This window comes from Devosia riboflavina, assembly GCF_000743575.1.
GTDB classification, from domain to species: Bacteria; Pseudomonadota; Alphaproteobacteria; order Rhizobiales; family Devosiaceae; genus Devosia; species Devosia riboflavina.
Genome location: NZ_JQGC01000002.1, coordinates 108,899 through 125,581 on the forward strand (window position 1 = coordinate 108,899; position 16,683 = coordinate 125,581).

17 protein-coding genes are annotated in these 16,683 nt (G+C 63.0%); 12 read left to right on the top strand and 5 right to left on the bottom strand.

Annotated features, from left to right (window positions below):
- Nucleotides 1-8: 8 nt before the first annotated feature.
- Both JP75_RS02635 and JP75_RS02640 read right to left on the bottom strand, forming a co-directional pair.
- On the bottom strand, nt 9-470 hold the full coding sequence (locus JP75_RS02635) for a helix-turn-helix domain-containing protein (protein ID WP_035078823.1): 462 nt from the start codon (nt 468-470) through the stop codon (nt 9-11).
- The gene (locus JP75_RS02640) at nt 463-690 is read right to left on the bottom strand and encodes a DUF4160 domain-containing protein (protein WP_035078826.1); all 228 of its coding nucleotides are present in this window, start codon (nt 688-690) and stop codon (nt 463-465) included. Before JP75_RS02640 ends, JP75_RS02635 begins: the two co-directional genes overlap by 8 nt.
- Before the next feature lie 144 nt (nt 691-834).
- Between JP75_RS02640 and ruvX the strand changes: the two genes are divergently transcribed.
- A complete protein-coding gene (ruvX, locus tag JP75_RS02645; protein WP_035078830.1) occupies nt 835-1,281 on the top strand; it encodes a Holliday junction resolvase RuvX in 447 nt (148 codons plus the stop codon).
- Here ruvX and JP75_RS02650 read toward each other — a convergent pair.
- Complete coding sequence (locus JP75_RS02650; RefSeq protein ID WP_035079193.1) at nt 1,270-2,217, bottom strand: AraC family transcriptional regulator; 948 nt, start codon at nt 2,215-2,217, stop codon at nt 1,270-1,272. The two genes, ruvX and JP75_RS02650, sit on opposite strands and share 12 nt — an antisense overlap.
- 109 nt (nt 2,218-2,326) lie before the next feature.
- On the opposite strand from JP75_RS02650, the gene JP75_RS02655 reads away from it, so the two are divergent.
- The 8 genes from JP75_RS02655 (at nt 2,327) to topA (ending at nt 11,265) form a co-directional block, all read left to right on the top strand.
- On the top strand, nt 2,327-3,157 hold the full coding sequence (locus tag JP75_RS02655; protein ID WP_035078832.1) for an NAD(P)H-binding protein: 831 nt from the start codon (nt 2,327-2,329) through the stop codon (nt 3,155-3,157).
- A complete protein-coding gene (locus tag JP75_RS02660; protein ID WP_035078835.1) occupies nt 3,157-3,552 on the top strand; it encodes a DUF4345 domain-containing protein in 396 nt (131 codons plus the stop codon). The genes JP75_RS02655 and JP75_RS02660 overlap by 1 nt, the downstream gene beginning before the upstream one ends.
- Before the next feature lie 113 nt (nt 3,553-3,665).
- Nucleotides 3,666-4,628, top strand: coding sequence for an aspartate carbamoyltransferase catalytic subunit (locus JP75_RS02665; protein WP_035078838.1), 963 nt, complete (start codon nt 3,666-3,668; stop codon nt 4,626-4,628).
- Nucleotides 4,625-5,917 carry a dihydroorotase gene (pyrC, locus tag JP75_RS02670; protein ID WP_035078841.1) on the top strand — a complete coding sequence of 431 codons (1,293 nt, stop codon included), beginning with the start codon at nt 4,625-4,627 and terminating at the stop codon, nt 5,915-5,917. Before JP75_RS02665 ends, pyrC begins: the two co-directional genes overlap by 4 nt.
- A gap of 92 nt (nt 5,918-6,009) precedes the next feature.
- Nucleotides 6,010-6,510, top strand: a complete 501-nt coding sequence (locus tag JP75_RS02675) for a DUF1993 domain-containing protein (RefSeq protein ID WP_035079195.1) — start codon at nt 6,010-6,012, stop codon at nt 6,508-6,510.
- Between the two features lie 299 nt (nt 6,511-6,809).
- Complete coding sequence (plsY, locus tag JP75_RS02680) at nt 6,810-7,421, top strand: glycerol-3-phosphate 1-O-acyltransferase PlsY (RefSeq protein WP_035078844.1); 612 nt, start codon at nt 6,810-6,812, stop codon at nt 7,419-7,421.
- Between the two features lie 2 nt (nt 7,422-7,423).
- Nucleotides 7,424-8,548 (top strand): DNA-processing protein DprA, encoded by a 1,125-nt coding sequence (dprA, locus tag JP75_RS02685; RefSeq protein WP_035078847.1) that lies wholly within the window; start codon nt 7,424-7,426, stop codon nt 8,546-8,548.
- Nucleotides 8,549-8,631: 83 nt separating this feature from the next.
- A complete protein-coding gene (gene topA / locus JP75_RS02690; RefSeq protein ID WP_035078850.1) occupies nt 8,632-11,265 on the top strand; it encodes a type I DNA topoisomerase in 2,634 nt (877 codons plus the stop codon).
- A gap of 193 nt (nt 11,266-11,458) precedes the next feature.
- Here the strand turns inward: topA and JP75_RS02695 are convergent, their stop codons facing one another.
- On the bottom strand, nt 11,459-12,505 hold the full coding sequence (locus tag JP75_RS02695) for a dipeptidase (protein ID WP_035078853.1): 1,047 nt from the start codon (nt 12,503-12,505) through the stop codon (nt 11,459-11,461).
- 303 nt (nt 12,506-12,808) lie between these two features.
- Between JP75_RS02695 and rnr the strand changes: the two genes are divergently transcribed.
- Nucleotides 12,809-15,091, top strand: a complete 2,283-nt coding sequence (gene rnr, locus JP75_RS02700; RefSeq protein ID WP_084587435.1) for a ribonuclease R — start codon at nt 12,809-12,811, stop codon at nt 15,089-15,091.
- A 4-nt stretch (nt 15,092-15,095) separates the two neighbouring features.
- A complete protein-coding gene (locus JP75_RS02705; RefSeq protein WP_035078859.1) occupies nt 15,096-15,491 on the top strand; it encodes a DUF983 domain-containing protein in 396 nt (131 codons plus the stop codon).
- A 188-nt stretch (nt 15,492-15,679) separates the two neighbouring features.
- On the opposite strand, the gene JP75_RS25030 is transcribed toward JP75_RS02705, so the two are convergent.
- The gene (locus JP75_RS25030) at nt 15,680-16,096 is read right to left on the bottom strand and encodes a hypothetical protein (protein WP_051960218.1); all 417 of its coding nucleotides are present in this window, start codon (nt 16,094-16,096) and stop codon (nt 15,680-15,682) included.
- A gap of 119 nt (nt 16,097-16,215) precedes the next feature.
- On the opposite strand from JP75_RS25030, the gene rpmG reads away from it, so the two are divergent.
- Nucleotides 16,216-16,383 carry a 50S ribosomal protein L33 gene (gene rpmG, locus JP75_RS02715; protein ID WP_035078862.1) on the top strand — a complete coding sequence of 56 codons (168 nt, stop codon included), beginning with the start codon at nt 16,216-16,218 and terminating at the stop codon, nt 16,381-16,383.
- Nucleotides 16,384-16,683 lie beyond the last annotated feature (300 nt).

Here is a 16,683-nt window from a genome sequence, read left to right on the forward strand (position 1 = left end):
CTTGATCGCTATCCGCTATGTCGCTGTCGCTCCATCAAATGGCGCGTCGCTAATGCTACTGTCCGAGGAATTGGCCTGTTTTTCCGATAGTCGGCAACGAGTCGGCGAGCAATGCCCAAACGCGCCGCCATGCCGTCTAAGCTCATGTGGAGGCTTTCCATGGCAGATCGGAACTCGTCATTTGTCAGCTCTGCAGGTTCAGCCAGTTCGTACAGCCATGTTGCAGCTAATTCAGTACCGTCGGACCAGACCACTGCGTCGCCATATTCATCCTTGGTAGCGGTAGCGAACAACTCGTCATTTGATCGCAATTCGACAAACAGTCGGTGGCTAAGCAAGGCAGGCATCACGTCGACGTCGTGTACCTCGCCAGACTGCCAAGCGACCCGTAGCGAACGCCCGTTGAGCGCCTCAACACGCTCGATGCGAGGCAGAGGAACGCCCGTGCCCACGATGTCATTGCTAACCATTGAGTTCATTCCAAAGAGCCCACAGTTCAGTGCTATGTTCCATCGCCCAGGCCTTGGCCATCTCGTATGTCTGCCTAGGTAAATTCCCTGATATTATTTCGAACGTCTCAAGGGAGATCATTGCGGCAAAGTCAGGTGTGCCGACATGGAAATGGGGCGGATTGTAATCTTTGCCGTACATAGTGAACTTCGCATTGCCGAAACGATAGATCGTTGGCATTCTCCGCCCCTAAAATAGTGCACCTCACGCACTACGACAATATCCCATTGGGAAAACCGTGTATGTACGCACGACTACTTACGTGTTCTATCGTATCTTTGTTCTTCTATTGTTTTCTTTTTGTTCCGTCAAGTCGGGTGAAAAATGTCTGATGAATTGGCCGCCATCCCCGCCACGGGAAAAATCCTTGGCCTCGACCTCGGCACCAAAACCATCGGCGTCGCGGTGTCGGATGGCATGCGCTATTCGGCGAGCCCGCTCGAAACCATCAAGCGCACCAAGTTCACCCAGGACGCGGAACGCATCATCGAGCTCGTCGCCGAGAACAATGCCGTCGCCCTCATCCTCGGCCTGCCGCTCAACATGGATGGCACCGAGGGCCCGCGCGTCCAGTCGACCCGCGCCTTTGCCCGCAATCTTGCGCAAAAACTCGACCTGCCGATCGCCTTCTGGGATGAGCGCCTCTCTACCTCGGCCGTGACCCGCATGATGATCGAAGCCGATCTCCGCCGTGATCGCCGCGCCGAGGTCGTCGACAAACTCGCCGCCAGCTATATCCTGCAGGGTGCGCTCGATCGCCTACGCCCCTAGGCGGCGCACCGTCACCGGCGCCTCGCCAAACAGCTTTCGGAACGCCCGCGAAAACGCCGCCTCGGATTGGTAACCGCTGGCTTTCGCAATGCGCGATACCGGCTCTCCCGTATCGACCAGTTTCAGCCGCGCCAGATGCAGCCGCCACTGAGCGAGATAGGTCATGGCCGGCTGCCCCACGAGCTCTGTAAACCGCGCCGCAAAACCCGAGCGCGACATGCCCGCCTCCTTGGCCAATCCCGCCAGCGACCAATCCACCTCCGGCCGCCGATGGATCAGCGCCAGTGCGCGTCCGATCTGCGGATCCCGCAGCGCCGCAAGCCACCCCTGCCGCGCTTCGGGCGCCGTATCGAGCCATTCGCGGATCGCCTGGATCACCAAAATATCCGCCAGCCGCGTCATCACCGTTTCCCCACCCGGCCGCAGCGACGTCGCCTCGCGCGCAATCAGCCCCAGCGTGCTCTGCACCCAGGCATCCAGCGCCTCGTCCCACGCCTGAATCAGAATTTTCCGCGGCAAGAGATCGAGCAGCCGCTTCCCCGCCACGTGGTCAAATTGCACCACGCCCGCCATCGCCCGCACCAGTTCGCCACCGCCCCCCAGCGTCATGATCTCATAGCGCTCGCTGATCTTGTCCACGGGCAGGTCAAACAGCGGCACGCTCGCTACGCCCGATCCACTCAACAGCCGAAATTCCTGCCCATGCGGCAACACCAGCATGCTCCCCGCCTTGAGCACGATGTCCTCGCCATCCACCTCGGCCACGCCCTGCCCCTCGGTGACGATGACGAACATCATCGACTCGATAAGCCGCGGCATGTCCATGCCCCAAGGCGCCGTCATGGTCGCGCGGCAATAGAGTGTCCCGGTGAGCCGCAACATATGCAGCACCTCGCCGAGCGGATCGGAAAGTGGGGCCGGCTGAAAGCAATCCATGACAACACCGTCGGTTTGGACGATCTGCAAAATAGTGCGGACTTCACGTGATTGATAGTCCCAATCACCGCCCCAAAATCTCCCCTGTCATCAAGAGGAGATTTTCATCATGACAACCCAAAACCCCGTTCTCGTCATCGGCGCCACCGGCAAGACCGGCGCCCGCGTCGCCGCCCGCCTCGCCGCCTTGGGCCATCCCCACCGCGGCGTCTCGCGCCGCTCCGAGCCGGCCTTCGATTGGGAAAAGCCCGAAACCTGGGCGCCGGCCCTTGAAGGCATGAAGAGCGCCTACATCACCTACGTCCCCGATCTCGCTGCCCCCGAAGCCCAGGAAAACATCCGTCGTTTCGCCGAAGCGGCAAAATCCGCCGGCCTCAAAAAGCTCGTCCTCCTTTCCGGTCGCGGTGAACACGGCGCCGAAGTCTCGGAAGATCGAATCCGCCAAAGCGGCCTCGATTTCACCATCGTCCGCGCCAGCTGGTTCAACCAGAATTTCGACGAAGGCTTCTTCCACTCGTCCATCCTCGACGGCGTCATCGCCCTGCCCGCCGCCAAGCGCGTGGAACCTTTCATCGATGTGGAAGACATTGCCGAAGTCGCCGTGGCCGCGCTCCTCGACGACAAGCACAATGGCGAAACCTACGAAGTCACCGGCCCCCGCCTTCTTACTTTTGCCGACGCCGCCGCCGAGATCGCGGCGGCCAGCGGCCTGCCCGTCAGCTATGTCCCCATCGACGGCGCCACCTTCCACGCCGCCCTGCTTCCCGCCGTCGGTCCCGAGATCGCCGATCTCATGACCAATCTCTGCGCCGAAGTTTTCGACGGCCGCAACGAACGCCTCAGCGATGGCGTGCAGCGCGCCCTCGGCCGTCCCCCGCGTGATTTCTCAGACTATGTGAAAGCGGCAGCCGCCCGCGGCGCCTGGCGCAAGGCCGCGTGATGATCCGCCTCACGCAAGCCTATCTCGCCCTTGCAGCGCTCACCGCGCTTTTCGTCGGCCTCGGCATGCTCAGCATGCCGGTGGCCTTCTACGGCAGCTACGGCATCGACCCGACGCTGTCCCCGAGCCTCGCCAGCGAACTCCGCTCCCCCGGCGTCCTGCTGACATCAATCGGCCTTTTCTTCGCCTATGGCATCATCTCGCCTCGGTGGCGCAATTTCGCCCTTTGGACCGCCGCGGTCTTCTACCTCGGCTACGCCACCGCCCGCGCCCTCTCGCTGGCCCTCGACGGCATACCATCCACCGGCCTTCTCGTCGCCGGCGCCTTCGAACTCGCCCTCGGTCTCGCGGCGGCAGCGCTGCTCCTCACCCAGCGCAGAACCATCACCGCCTAAAAACCCCAGCGCCGACCATCGGCCGGCGCCCCAACATCCGTTGAAAACCCAATCATGGGTTGAACGTGTCGCCCCCCTCGGATAGACCGCAGCAAATCTGAAGGGATCCGAGCATGGCCGACACGCCCGCCAGCACCTCCGGCGACTTCCCCCCGTTCCGCCAACGACACCTTATTTCCATTGCTGATCTCAAACAGCACGAAATAATCGACCTATTGGACCGCGCCGAGCGCATGGTCCCGGTAAGCAGGCAGGAGCGCAAATCGCTCCCCACGCTTTCCGGCAAAACCCAGATCAATCTGTTCTTCGAGCCATCCACCCGGACCCAGTCCTCCTTCGAGATCGCCGGCAAGCGCCTCGGCGCGCTCGTGGTCAACATGTCGGTCAAAACCTCGTCGGTCTCCAAGGGCGAGACCCTTGTCGATACCGCCGCCACGCTCAACGCCATGCGCCCCGACGTGCTGGTGGTTCGCCATGGCGCTGCCGGCGCGGTGGAACTCCTCTCCCAAAAAGTCGGCTGCTCAGTCATCAATGCGGGCGACGGCGCCCACGAGCACCCAACGCAGGCCCTCCTCGACGCGCTGACCATCCGCCGACACAAGGGCCGCATTTCCGGCCTCACCGTCGCCATCTGCGGCGACATCGCCAATTCGCGCGTCGCCCGCTCCAATCTCCTGCTGCTCGGCGCGCTTCACGTCCGCACCCGCGTCATCGCCCCGCGCAACCTTCTGCCGCCGGGCATCGAACACCTCGCGACGGAAGTCTTCACCGACATGGAAGAAGGCCTCAAAGGCGTCGACGTCGTCATGATGCTGCGCCTCCAGCACGAGCGCGCCAGCGGCAAGATGATCCCCTCGGTCCGCGAATATTACCGCTTCTACGGCCTCGATGCCGAAAAGCTCGCCTTCGCCAATCCCGACGCCATCGTCATGCATCCCGGCCCCATGAACCGCGGCGTCGAGATCGATCCCGCCATCGCCGACGGTTCTCGTTCGGTCATCACCGACCAGGTCGAAATGGGCGTCGCTGTCCGCATGGCCGTCCTCGACGCGCTGCTCTCGGGAGATCAGGCATGACAAAACCCCTGCTCATCGAAAACGCCCGCATCGTCGATCCTGCCTCGGGCACCGACCAGCGCGGCGCCGTGCTCATCGAAAATGGCCGCATCGCCGACCTCGCTCTCGGCGGCCCCGTCGGCGTGCCCGACGACGCTGAAGTCATCAACGCCAATGGGCTGGTCCTCGCACCCGGCCTCATCGACATGCGCGTCTTCACCGGCGAACCCGGCTGGGAATATCGCGAAACCCTCGCCTCGGCCGGCGAAGCCGCCGCCGCCGGTGGTGTCACGTCCTTCGTGATGATGCCCGACACCATGCCGGCAGTAGACGATGGTGCCGTGGTGGATTTCCTCGTCCGCCGCGCCAAGGCTACCTCGAAGGTCAACGTCCTCCCCGCCGCCGGCATAACCAAGGGTCTTGCAGGCAAGGACCTCACCGAATTCGGCCTCATGCGCGAGGCCGGCGCCGTCTGCCTTTCCGATGGCCGCAATTCCATTCAGTCGACCGCGCTCCTGCGCACGGCCATGTCCTATGCCGCCAATTTCGACATGACCATCTTCCACCATACGGTAGACAACAGCCTTGCCGGCGAAGGCGTGATGAACGACGGCCTCTTCGCCACCGTGCTAGGCCTCAAGGGCATTGCCCGCGAAGCGGAAACCATTCCGCTCTCTCGCGACCTGCAGCTCGCCGCCCTTACCGGCGTCCGCTACCACGCCGCGCAAATCTCCACCGAAGGCTCGGTGGACATCGTCAAGGCGGCCAAATCGCGTAACCCACGCATTACCGCTGGCGTCTCGATCAACAATCTCTGCCTCAACGAAAACGACATCGGCCGCTACCGGACCTATTTCAAGCTCGGCACCCCGCTGCGCTCGGAAGACGACCGCCGCGCCGTCATCGAAGGCCTGCGTTCGGGCGTCATCGACACGATCCATTCCGATCACGATCCGCAGGATAGCGAAGTCAAACGCCAGCCCTTCGCCGAAGCCTCCACGGGCGCCATCGGCCTCGAAACCCTGCTCGCCGCCGCGCTCCGTCTCGTCCATTCCGACGACGTGCCGCTGCTGACTGTCCTCAAGGCAATGACCAGCCGCCCCGCTGAAATCCTCGGCCTCGAAGCCGGCCGCATCGCCAAGGGCGCCCCGGCCGACCTGATCCTCGTCGATCTCGACTACCCCTGGCAGGTCAACGAAAACGAACTTCGTTCCCGCTCGCGCAATACCAGTTTCGAAGGCGCCCGCCTCGCCGGCAAGGTGATGCGCACCATCGTCGGCGGCGAGACGGTATTTTTGCATCGGGACTAGCATACAAGCCCTTCCGGGGCGCACGCCAAGCACCTATCTTGCCGCACGGGAAGCACCCAGCTTCCCGTGCCCTTCTTTTCATGGTGTTCCCAATGACGCTGTCCATGTACTCGGCCTCGGTGCCGGTCTTTTCGCGCATGCTCAAAAACCTGCTGGCCGTTTTCGATAAGGCCGAAGCATTCGCCGCCGAGCACAACATCGACCTGCAAACCCTGGTCGAAACCCGCCTCGCGCCCGACATGATCCCGCTCAGCGGCCAGGTGCAGATCGCCACCGACGGCGCCAAGGGCGTCTCCTCGCGCCTCGCCCAAAAAGCTGTTCCAAGCTGGGCCGACGATGAAGTCACCTTCGCCGACCTCAAGGCGCGCCTCCAGAAGGGCATCGACTATCTCGCGACCTTCTCGCCAGAAGAATTCGTCGGCTCCGACGACCGCACCGTCACCATCAAGATCGGCGGCAATGACACCGAGCTCAGCGGCGAGACCTATCTCCTCAACCGTGGCCTCCCGAACTTCTATTTCCACGTGACGACGGCCTACGACATCCTCCGCCACAAAGGCGTGCCGATCGGCAAGAAGGACTATCTGGGCTGATCTGCCCCACGCACCAAGCCCCCTCGCCCCTTGCGGGAGAGGGACAGATTTTTCGCGTTCAGCGAAAAATCAGGGTGAGGGGTATTCTCTCCTCCGCAGACGGGCAGAGTGATAACACCGTAAGAACACCCCTCATCCCAACCGAAATTCGCAAATGCGAATTCGGTGACCCTTCGGGCACCTTCTCCCTCAAGGGGAGAAGGAAGGCCCGGACCGTAAATTCCCCAGGCGGAATCAGTCGCCTCCCCTTGCCCCATCCCCGCCCCAGCGCTACTCCTTCCGGTAATAAGGGAGAAACCATGCCGACTGATATCCTGCCGCTCATTCTGGCGCTCGTCCTCGGCTATCTCGCCGGCTCCATCCCCTTCGGCCTGATCCTCACCCAGGCCGCCGGCCTCGGCGATATCCGCAAGATCGGCTCGGGCAATATCGGCGCCACCAATGTGCTCCGCACAGGCAATCGGCCCGTTGCCGCGGCCACCCTCGTCCTCGACGCCCTCAAGGCCGCCATCCCCGTCCTCGTCGCGCGCTATTTCTGGGGCGAAGAGGCCGCCATGCTGGCCGCCGTCGGCGCCTTCCTCGGCCACTGTTTCCCCGTCTGGCTCGGTTTCAAGGGCGGCAAGGGCGTCGCCGTCATGATCGGCTCGCTCCTCTCCCTCGCCTGGCCCGTCGGCCTCATCTTTTGCGCGGTCTGGCTGCTCATCGCCTACACCCGCAAAATCTCGTCGCTGGCCGCGCTCACCGCCGCCGCCACCGCGCCGATCTTTGCCTATGTCGTCGTTGGCAGCACCAACCTCACCCTGACCGTCCTTGGCCTGGCGCTCCTCCTCTTCTTCCAGCACCGCGAAAACATCGCGCGCCTCCTCAACGGCACAGAGTCGACGATCGGCGGCGACAAGAAGGCGAGCTGACCATGCGGGCCAGCGTGACGCCAAAACTCACGCCGGCCCAACGCATCGCCTGGCTGCGTCTCGTGCGCAGCGACAATGTCGGCCCCGTCACCTTCCGCCAGCTCGTCAATCGCTTCGGCTCCGTCGACGCCTCCCTGGATGCCCTGCCCGCCCTGATGCGTGGTGCCGGCCGTCCGTTTCGGCTGACCTCCACCACTGAAGCCGAAGACGAAATCGCCGCGCTCGACCGCCTCGGCGCCCGTATCGTCGCCATGGGCGAAGCCGATTATCCGCCGCACCTGATCCATATTCCCGCGGCGCCACCAATCGTCACCATTGCCGGCGGCCAAAATCTCGACTGGCACCGCACAGTCGCCATCGTCGGCGCCCGCAATGCCTCGGCTGCTGGCGCGAAGATGACGCGGATGCTCACGACCGATCTCGGCGAAGCCGGCTATGTCGTCGTCTCGGGCCTCGCCCGCGGCATCGACACCGCCGCCCACCGCGCCAGCCTTACCACCGGCACCATCGCCGTCCTCGCCGGCGGCCTCGATTGCATCTATCCCGACGAAAACATTCCCCTCGCCAATGAAATCCTCGGCTATGGCGGCGCCCTCGTCACCGAAATGCCACTCGGCTGGGAGCCCCGCGCCCGCGATTTTCCAAGGCGTAACCGCCTGGTTTCCGGTCTCTCGCTCGGCACCGTCGTTGTCGAAGCCGCCAAACGCTCCGGCTCCCTCATCACCGCCCGCCTGGCGCTCGAACAAAACCGCGATGTTTTCGCCGTCCCCGGCTCACCGCTCGATCCGCGCGCCGAAGGCGGCAACGCCCTCATCCAGCAGGGCGCCAAGCTCATCACGTCGGCGGCCGACATTATCGACAGCATCGGTTCAGCCGATCCCCAGCGAAACATGCTGTTCGAAACCGAATGGCAGCCCGACATCGACGCCCTGCCCGATCATCCACCCGGCGCCGACGAGCGTTCGCGCCTCCTCACGGCGCTGTCCACAACGCCCACCGACATCGAAGAACTGCTCGCCCTGACGACGATCACGCCCCAGGCCATGCAGATTCTCCTCCTTGAACTCGACCTCGCCGGGCAGATCGAATGGTCCTCCGGCCAGCTCGTCGCATTGCGTGGCGGGTGAACAAAAACAGTCCCCGTTGACACCGCCCCCTCGGTTCACCATGTTGCGCGCTCTCAGTTACAGCGTTGCGGAACGGGTACTCCATGAAGGTCGTCGTCGTTGAAAGTCCGGCTAAAGCCAAGACAATCAACAAGTATTTGGGCAAGGACTATGAAGTCCTGGCTTCGTTCGGCCATATCCGCGATTTGCCCGCCAAGGACGGTTCGGTCCGTCCCGATGAAGATTTCGCCATGTCCTGGGAGGTCGACACGGCCTCCAAGAAGCGCGTTTCCGACATTGCCAATGCGCTCAAGGGCGCCGACGGCCTGATCCTCGCAACCGACCCCGATCGCGAAGGCGAGGCCATTTCCTGGCACATTCTCGACGTGCTCCGCCAAAAGAAGGCGCTGAAAAAAGACACGCCCGTGCAGCGCGTCGTCTTCAACGCTATCACCAAGGATGCCGTCACCACGGCCATGGCGAATCCGCGCGATGTCGACATGCCGCTGGTCGACGCCTATCTGGCGCGTCGCGCCCTCGACTATCTCGTCGGCTTCACCCTGTCGCCGATCCTCTGGCGCAAGCTGCCGGGCTCCCGCTCGGCCGGCCGCGTGCAGTCCGTGGCCCTGCGTCTCGTTTCCGACCGCGAAGCCGAGATCGAAAAGTTCAAGGCAGAGGAATATTGGTCCGTCGAAGCCGCGCTCTCGCAGAACGGCAAGGGCTTTGTCGCCCGCCTGTTCTCGGTCGACGGCAAGAAGACCGACAAGCTGGACATCAAGACCGGTGAAGACGCCGTCGCGCTCAAAAAGCTCATCGAAGCCGGCCAGTTCAACGTCTCCAACGTCGAAAAGAAGCCGACCAAGCGCAATCCCTATGCGCCCTTCACCACCTCTTCGCTGCAGCAGGACGCCTCCTCGCGCCTCGGCCTGTCGCCCAGCCGCACCATGCAGATCGCCCAGCGCCTCTACGAAGACGGCCTCATCACCTATATGCGTACCGACGCCGTGCAGATGGCGCCGGAAGGCATTGCCATGGCCCGTTCGGTGATCGGCAAATATTACGGCGCCGAATTCCTGCCCGAGAAGGCCAGGGTCTATCAATCCAAGGCCAAGAACGCTCAGGAAGCGCACGAAGCGATCCGTCCCACGGACATGTTCAAGCGCCCCGAAGACCTGCACCTCGATGCCGACCAGCAGAAACTCTACGGCCTCATCTGGCGCCGCACCGTCGCCTCGCAGATGGCCTCCGCCGAGATCGACCGCACCACTGTCGACATCGCCGTAAACGTCCCCGGCCGCGCCGTAACCCTGCGCGCCGTCGGCTCCGTCGTCACCTTCCCGGGTTTTTTGAAACTCTACGGCGTCGAAGCCAAAAGCGACGAGGACACGGAAGACGAAGACAGCCGCGAACTGCCCCCGCTCAAGGTCGGCGATAAGCCGAGCCTCGAAAAGGTCGACATCGAGCAGCATTTCACCCAGCCGCCGAGCCGCTATACCGAAGCGAGCCTGATCAAGAAGATGGAAGAGCTCGGCATCGGCCGTCCTTCCACCTATGCCGCGACGCTCTCGACCCTCAAGGACCGCGACTATGTCCGCCTCGAGGGCAAGGCGCTGCACCCCGAAGATCGCGGCCGCATCGTCACCGCCTTCCTCGAAAGCTTCTTCACCCGCTATGTCGAATACGGTTTTACGGCCGGCCTCGAAGAAAAACTCGACGAGATTTCCGACGGCAAGCTCGACTACAAGGAAGTGCTACGCGAGTTCTGGACGGATTTTACGGGCAATGTCGAGGAGATTAAGGATCTCCGCGTCTCCGAAGTCCTCGACGCGCTCAACGACCTCCTCGCGAGCCGCATCTTCCCACCCAAGGAAGATGGGTCCGACCCGCGCCGCTGCCCCACCTGTGGCACCGGCACGCTATCGCTGAAACTCGGCAAATTCGGCGCCTTCATCGGCTGTTCGAACTATCCCGAGTGCAAGCACACCATGCAGCTCTCCGACGCGGCCTCCGGCCAGTCTTCGGAAGCCGCTGCCGGTGACGGCGTCCTCGGCACCGATCCGGAATCGGGCGAGGAAGTGCACCTCAAATCCGGCCGCTTCGGCCCCTATGTCCAGCTCGGCGAAGGCAAGGAACCCAAGCGCTCGTCGCTACCCAAGGGCTGGGAACCGGGCTCACTCACCCTCGAAAAGGCGCTGCAACTCCTTTCGCTGCCGCGCGAAGTCGGCCTCCACCCCGAATCTGGCCTCCCCGTCTCCGCCGGCCTCGGCCGCTATGGCCCCTTCATCCTGCACGACGGCAAATATGCCAACCTGCCGGACGTGGAAGAAGTCTTCACCGTCGGCCTAAACCGCGCCGTCGACCTCCTCGCCCAGAAAGCCGCGGGCGGCTTCAAGCGCGGCGGCGGCACCACGATCGCCGCCATCCAGACGTTCGAGCACGACAATGGCCCCATCACCGTCCGCGCCGGTCGCTATGGCCCATACGTCAATCAAGGCAAGGTCAATGCGACCATCCCCAAGGACGTAAAGCCGGAGGACGTCACGGTCGAACAGGCCGTGCAGTGGATCGCCGCCCGCGCCGAAGCCACCGGCACCAAGGTGAAAAAGGCTCCGGCGAAGAAGGCCGCTGCCAAGAAGCCGGCAGCCAAGGCGACTGCCGAAAAGAAGCCGGCTGCCAAGAAGGCACCGGCAAAGAAGGCGGCCAAGGCCACCGTAACAGAAGAAGACCCGCCGTTCTGACGCGAACACCAGCCTGCCATCCTCCCCCGCCTGCGGGGGAGGGGGACTACGCGCCGCGTGGTGGAGGGGGGTGCCACACGTGCCGACTCAGATTAGGTCCACCCGCCTCCACTCCCGCTTCACCCCTCTCCACCGCCTATCGGCGGTCCCCCTCTCCCGCAAGCGAGAGAGGCAAGAGCGCAGCTAGCCGCCCCTACCCCATCGTCCTCCCCACCAGCCCCAGCCAATTCTCCAGCGCAATCTTGCGCACCAGCGTTTCGCCATAGCCCTTGTCCAGCAGCGCCTGCAGGAGCTTCGGCACGCCGGTGACATCCTTGATCGGCGCCGGCATCACCGCCCCGTCAAAATCGCTCCCCAGCGCCACGCCGTCCTCACCCAGCGCCTCCACCAGCGCATCGACATGGCGAACCATCAGTTCAATTTCCATGTCCGGCTCCATCTTGCCATCGGGCCGCAAAAACCCCGTCGCATAGTTGAGCCCAACGACACCCCGGCTCTCGCGGATCGCCGCCAGTTGCCAATCCGTCAGGTTGCGCGTCGAAGGACAGATCGCAAAAACATTGGAATGCGTCGCCACCAGCGGCTTCGTCGAAATCGCAGCCACATCCCGGAAACCAGCAGCATTGAGGTGCGAGAGATCAATCATGATCCCCATTCGGTCGCACACGCGTACCAGTTCCTTGCCGGCATCGCTCAGCCCCGGCCCGATATCTGGATCGGCATTGTGCTTGAACGGCACGCCCGTCCCAAAGGCATTCGCCCGGCTCCAGGTGATCCCCAGCGAGCGGAACCCCGCCGCATAGAGGACCTCCAGCGCATAAAAATCGGTGTCGATCGCCTCGGCACCCTCATGGTGATAAATCGCCGCCAGCTTTCCCGCTGATATCGCCGCCCGCAGTTCCGCCTCGGTCCGACATACGGCCAGCGCCCCGGCATTTTCCAGCCGGAACATCAGCGCCGCCATGGCATTGGTCGAGCGCTGCGCCTCGGCGATATCCAGCTCCGGCGGCAATTGTCCGCCAGACGTCGTCGGACTCGCCGCCACGGCATTGAGATTCGTCTTCAGCGGCGGCGGGAACATCGCGAAGAACCCGCCCGCCATCCCGGCTTCCCTGGCCCGCGGCAGATCAATCTGCGCCTCGGCCATGCCGTTCGTGAACAAGTCCACCTTGTTCCGCCGCGGGTCATCCAGCAGCCGCAACAGCGTGTCATTGTGTCCGTCGAAGAATGGAATCGTCATGGAATCGCCTTGGGTTGAAGTGGTTATTCAAGGGGGTTTGGTCGTCTGAGGCAAGCACCGCACCTCCCCTCGCCCCTTGCGGGAGAGGGACAGATTTTCTGCGTTCAGCAGAAAATCAGGGTGAGGGGTATTCTGTCCTCCGCAGAGGAGCGACAGAGGGTAATGCAGGAATACCCCTCATCCCGACCGAATTCGCGAATTCGGTGACCCTTCGGGCACCTTCTCCCGCAAGGGGAGAAGGGAAGCCGGTGCTAGAGAACGGAATTTGGCAAACCGTCGCCAATCCCCTACATATCGGGCAACATGACCACCAAAAAACCAAAACCAAAAAATACCTCGGGCCCCAAGCGCAGCGTTCAACAGCGCGCCGGTGAATTGCCCACGCGCGAACAACTACTGGAGGCCCTCAAGCAAGACGCCGACATCAAGGGCAAACGCGACCTCGCAAAAGTCTTCGGCATTCGCGGCGATATGCGCCGCCCCTTCAAAGCCATGCTGGCCGAGCTTGAAGGCGAAGGCGTCATCACACGCACTCGCAAGGCGCTGCGCCGCACCGCCGCCCTGCCCCATGTGACCGTTCTCGATATTCCGTCCGACGCCGATCCCGACGCGCTCCATGCCTTCCCGGCCCAGTGGAACCCGGAAGAAGGCGAAAAACCCCGCGTCGAAGTGCTTGTCAGCAAGGATTCCCGCGTCGTCCCGGCTCCGGGCGATCGCATCCTCGCCCGCATCGATGCCGGCGACGGAGAAATTCCCTTCTACACCGCCAAGCCGATGAAGGTGCTGGACAAGCCCCGTCGCGGCCAGATCGGCATCGTCCGCATGGACGAGGAAGGCGCCCGCCTCATCCCGGTCGATCGCAAGCAGAAGGAAATGCGCATTCCGCTGGGCGATCTCGGCGAAGCCCAGGACGGCGATCTCGTCGAAGTGGAAGTAAAGCTTTCCGGCCGCCTGATGATTCCGCGCGCCCGCGTCACCTCCGTCATCGGCAACCCCGCCTCCGAAGGCGCGGTGTCGATGATCGCGATCCACAATCTCGAAATTCCCTACAAATTCCCGACCAGCGTCATCCGCGAAGCCGAAGAGGCCAAGGAAGCGACGTTGAAAGGCCGCGAAGACTGGCGCGACCTGCCGCTCGTCACCATCGACCCGCCCGACGCCAAGGACCATGACGACGCCGTCCACGCCGCGCCCGACGATGATCCGAAGAACGCCGGCGGCCATGTGGTCACTGTGGCCATCGCCGACGTCGCCGCCTATGTCCGCCCCGGCACATCGCTCGATCGCGAAGCCTATCTCCGCGGCAATTCGGTCTATTTCCCAGACCGCGTCGTGCCCATGCTCCCCGAGCGCATTTCCAACGAACTGTGCTCGCTCAAGGAAGGCGAGCCCCGAGCCGCCCTCGCCGTGCGCATGGTGCTCAATGCCGACGGCCACAAGATCAGCCACACCTTCCATCGCATCCTGATGCGCTCGGCAGCCAAGCTCAGCTACCAGCAGGCCCAGGCCGCCATCGACGGCAATGCCGACGACAAGACCGGTCCACTGCTCGAACCCATCCTGCGCCCCCTCTGGGCAGCCTATGACGCCATGGCAGGCGCCCGCGACAAGCGCGGCCCGCTCGATCTCGATCTGCCGGAGCGAAAAATCATCCTCGACGACAAGGGCATGGTCGCCGATATCCGCATTCCCGAGCGGCTCGAAGCCCATCGCCTCATCGAAGAGATGATGATCGCCGCCAACGTCGCCGCCGCCGAAACGCTCGAACAAAAGCGCAGTGAACTGCTCTATCGTGTCCACGACGAGCCAAGTTCGGAAAAGCTGCAAAGCCTGCGCGATTTCCTCGGCAGCCTCGATATCGCGGTCAAAAAGTCCGATTCCGTCCGTGCATCCGATTTCAACGGCATCCTCGGTCAGGCCCGCAAGGCCGGCAATGTGGAGCAGGTCAGCGAAATGGTGCTGCGCAGCCAGGCGCAGGCCGAATATTCCGCCGAGAATTATGGCCATTTCGGTCTGAACCTTGACCGCTACGCGCACTTCACCTCGCCCATCCGCCGCTATGCCGACCTCATCGTGCACCGCGCGCTGGTGCGAGCGCTCGGCCTTGGCGACGATGGTCTGACCGAACAGGAAGCGACGAAGCTTCAGGGCATCGCCCAGCACATCTCGGCCACCGAACGCCGTGCCATGGTGGCCGAGCGCGAGACCTCGGATCGCCTCTTGGCCCAGTTCCTGGCACAAAAAATCGGCGCGCGCTTCGAAGGCCGCATTTCCGGCGTCACCCGCTCCGGCCTCTTCATCCGCCTCCTCGAGACCGGCGCCGACGGCTTCATTCCGGCCTCCACCCTCGGCGAGGACTACTATCGCTATGTCGAAGAGCGCCAGGCGATGATCGGGGAGCGTGGCGGCGAAACTTTTACGCTCGGCGACCGCGTCACCGTGCGTCTCCTCGAAGCAGCTCCCGTAGCCGGTGCGCTACGTTTCGAGCTTCTTTCCGAAGGCACCCGCGGCAATCCGCCATCTGGCAGACGCCTCAGAAAGGGGCCATCTAGGAGCTTCGGTCCCAAGGGCCGGAGAAAGAGGTAGTTCCATGACCGAGAACGCCACAACTCTCGAAAATCGCAGCGTCGCCCAGGCGATGTGGCGCGGCACGCTCTGCAGGTGCCCCCATTGCGGCAAGGGCAAGATGTTCCGCGCCTATCTGAAAGTCGTCGACCAGTGCGACGTCTGCGGCGAGGAGCTAAAGCACCATCGTGCCGATGACTTCCCGCCCTATATCGCCATCACCATCGTCGGCCACATCATCATCTTCCTGATGCTGCACATGGATATGACCTATCACGTCCAGCCGATCACCTATGTGATCACCATGATTCCCCTGGCCATTGTCCTTCCGCTCGCGATTCTGCCCTCTACCAAGGGCGCGATCGTCGGCCTGCAGTGGGCTACCCGCATGTATGGCTTCGGCACGGGCCAGCGGGACTAAACGCGCGCCTTGCACCCCGGCAATCCACGTCATCCCCGCGAAAGCGGGGATTTCTGTTTCTGACACCTGCCCTATCCCCTCCATCGTCACTACCGGGCTTGTCCCGGCAATCCACCTCCCCTCCGCCGGGGACTACCGGGACAAGCCCGGTAGTGACGGCCAATGAGAGATCGCGCCACAATGGTGGCTCAAGCAAACTGCGATCCCTCTTTCGCCTTCACCTTATCCCTCGGCCTGAACCGCAGCGCCGACCACTCCGCATCGAGCGCCACAGCCCGCACCGGACGCAGCCCCTTGGCCTCCAGCGGCTCCCAACCCATGTCCCGGGTCAAACCCGCCTCCTTGCCCGCCTCGCCCTTCTTGTAGGCCACCCAAAGCAGCCCGTCCGGCGGCAGCTCAGCCAGGATTCGTGGCACCATGGCCTCCACCTCCGCCGGCCCGGTGAAACAGGCCAAAACCCCGTCATAGTAGGAATCGCCATGCACCGGCTCCACCTCGGCACCGGCGGTGACTTCCTCGGCGATTTCCTGTGGTACATTGATCAGCCAGAGCTTGGTTCCAGCCTTGATCTGCAGCCGATGCAGCAATTCGGTCGGTGCGGTCATCTCGGTGTCTCCTTTCCCCTCTATATGCTTGACAACTTCCCGCAAATCCGTAGGTTGCGCCCAAATTCCGGCGCTGCCTTGGCTCGCGGCGCCTTTTCGTTTTGACAAGGACTACGAAAATGGCAAAAGCCGCCACCATCAAGATCAAGCTCGTGTCGACTGCCGATACCGGCTACTTCTACGTGACCAAGAAGAACGCCCGTACCCAGACCGAAAAGCTGGCCTTCAAGAAGTACGACCCGGTCGTTCGCAAGCACGTCGAATTCAAGGAAGCCAAGATCAAGTAATCTGATCTGACATCCTAAGCGTTTGAAAGGCCCTGCACATCGTGCGGGGCCTTTTCGCATTTGGACTAACCAAATCGGCGAAACGCTGATCTCGACGCTAACAGTCTGTCAGCATCGAGGAACATGTTCATAGCGATTTCAGGGAGTGAGAGTGGCTGGTCCGGAGCGGTACGTCGAAGAGGCCACTCTCACCGCATCCGGACCAACCGCCCTACGGGACTCAGGAGTTGCGGCGGACCTGAGAAAAGCCGTAGGGAGCTCGGAGGCATCGGTCGTTTGCGACCGTCGCCGTCTGAAAAC

Coding starts and splice junctions, on each gene's coding strand:
- JP75_RS02635 (WP_035078823.1), bottom strand. CDS start 470: ATGGTTAGCAATGACATCGTGGGCACGGGCGTTCCTCTGCCTCGCATC.
- JP75_RS02640 (WP_035078826.1), bottom strand. CDS start 690: ATGCCAACGATCTATCGTTTCGGCAATGCGAAGTTCACTATGTACGGC.
- ruvX (WP_035078830.1), top strand. CDS start 835: ATGTCTGATGAATTGGCCGCCATCCCCGCCACGGGAAAAATCCTTGGC.
- JP75_RS02650 (WP_035079193.1), bottom strand. CDS start 2,217: ATGGATTGCTTTCAGCCGGCCCCACTTTCCGATCCGCTCGGCGAGGTG.
- JP75_RS02655 (WP_035078832.1), top strand. CDS start 2,327: ATGACAACCCAAAACCCCGTTCTCGTCATCGGCGCCACCGGCAAGACC.
- JP75_RS02660 (WP_035078835.1), top strand. CDS start 3,157: ATGATCCGCCTCACGCAAGCCTATCTCGCCCTTGCAGCGCTCACCGCG.
- JP75_RS02665 (WP_035078838.1), top strand. CDS start 3,666: ATGGCCGACACGCCCGCCAGCACCTCCGGCGACTTCCCCCCGTTCCGC.
- pyrC (WP_035078841.1), top strand. CDS start 4,625: ATGACAAAACCCCTGCTCATCGAAAACGCCCGCATCGTCGATCCTGCC.
- JP75_RS02675 (WP_035079195.1), top strand. CDS start 6,010: ATGACGCTGTCCATGTACTCGGCCTCGGTGCCGGTCTTTTCGCGCATG.
- plsY (WP_035078844.1), top strand. CDS start 6,810: ATGCCGACTGATATCCTGCCGCTCATTCTGGCGCTCGTCCTCGGCTAT.
- dprA (WP_035078847.1), top strand. CDS start 7,424: ATGCGGGCCAGCGTGACGCCAAAACTCACGCCGGCCCAACGCATCGCC.
- topA (WP_035078850.1), top strand. CDS start 8,632: ATGAAGGTCGTCGTCGTTGAAAGTCCGGCTAAAGCCAAGACAATCAAC.
- JP75_RS02695 (WP_035078853.1), bottom strand. CDS start 12,505: ATGACGATTCCATTCTTCGACGGACACAATGACACGCTGTTGCGGCTG.
- rnr (WP_084587435.1), top strand. CDS start 12,809: ATGACCACCAAAAAACCAAAACCAAAAAATACCTCGGGCCCCAAGCGC.
- JP75_RS02705 (WP_035078859.1), top strand. CDS start 15,096: ATGACCGAGAACGCCACAACTCTCGAAAATCGCAGCGTCGCCCAGGCG.
- JP75_RS25030 (WP_051960218.1), bottom strand. CDS start 16,096: ATGACCGCACCGACCGAATTGCTGCATCGGCTGCAGATCAAGGCTGGA.
- rpmG (WP_035078862.1), top strand. CDS start 16,216: ATGGCAAAAGCCGCCACCATCAAGATCAAGCTCGTGTCGACTGCCGAT.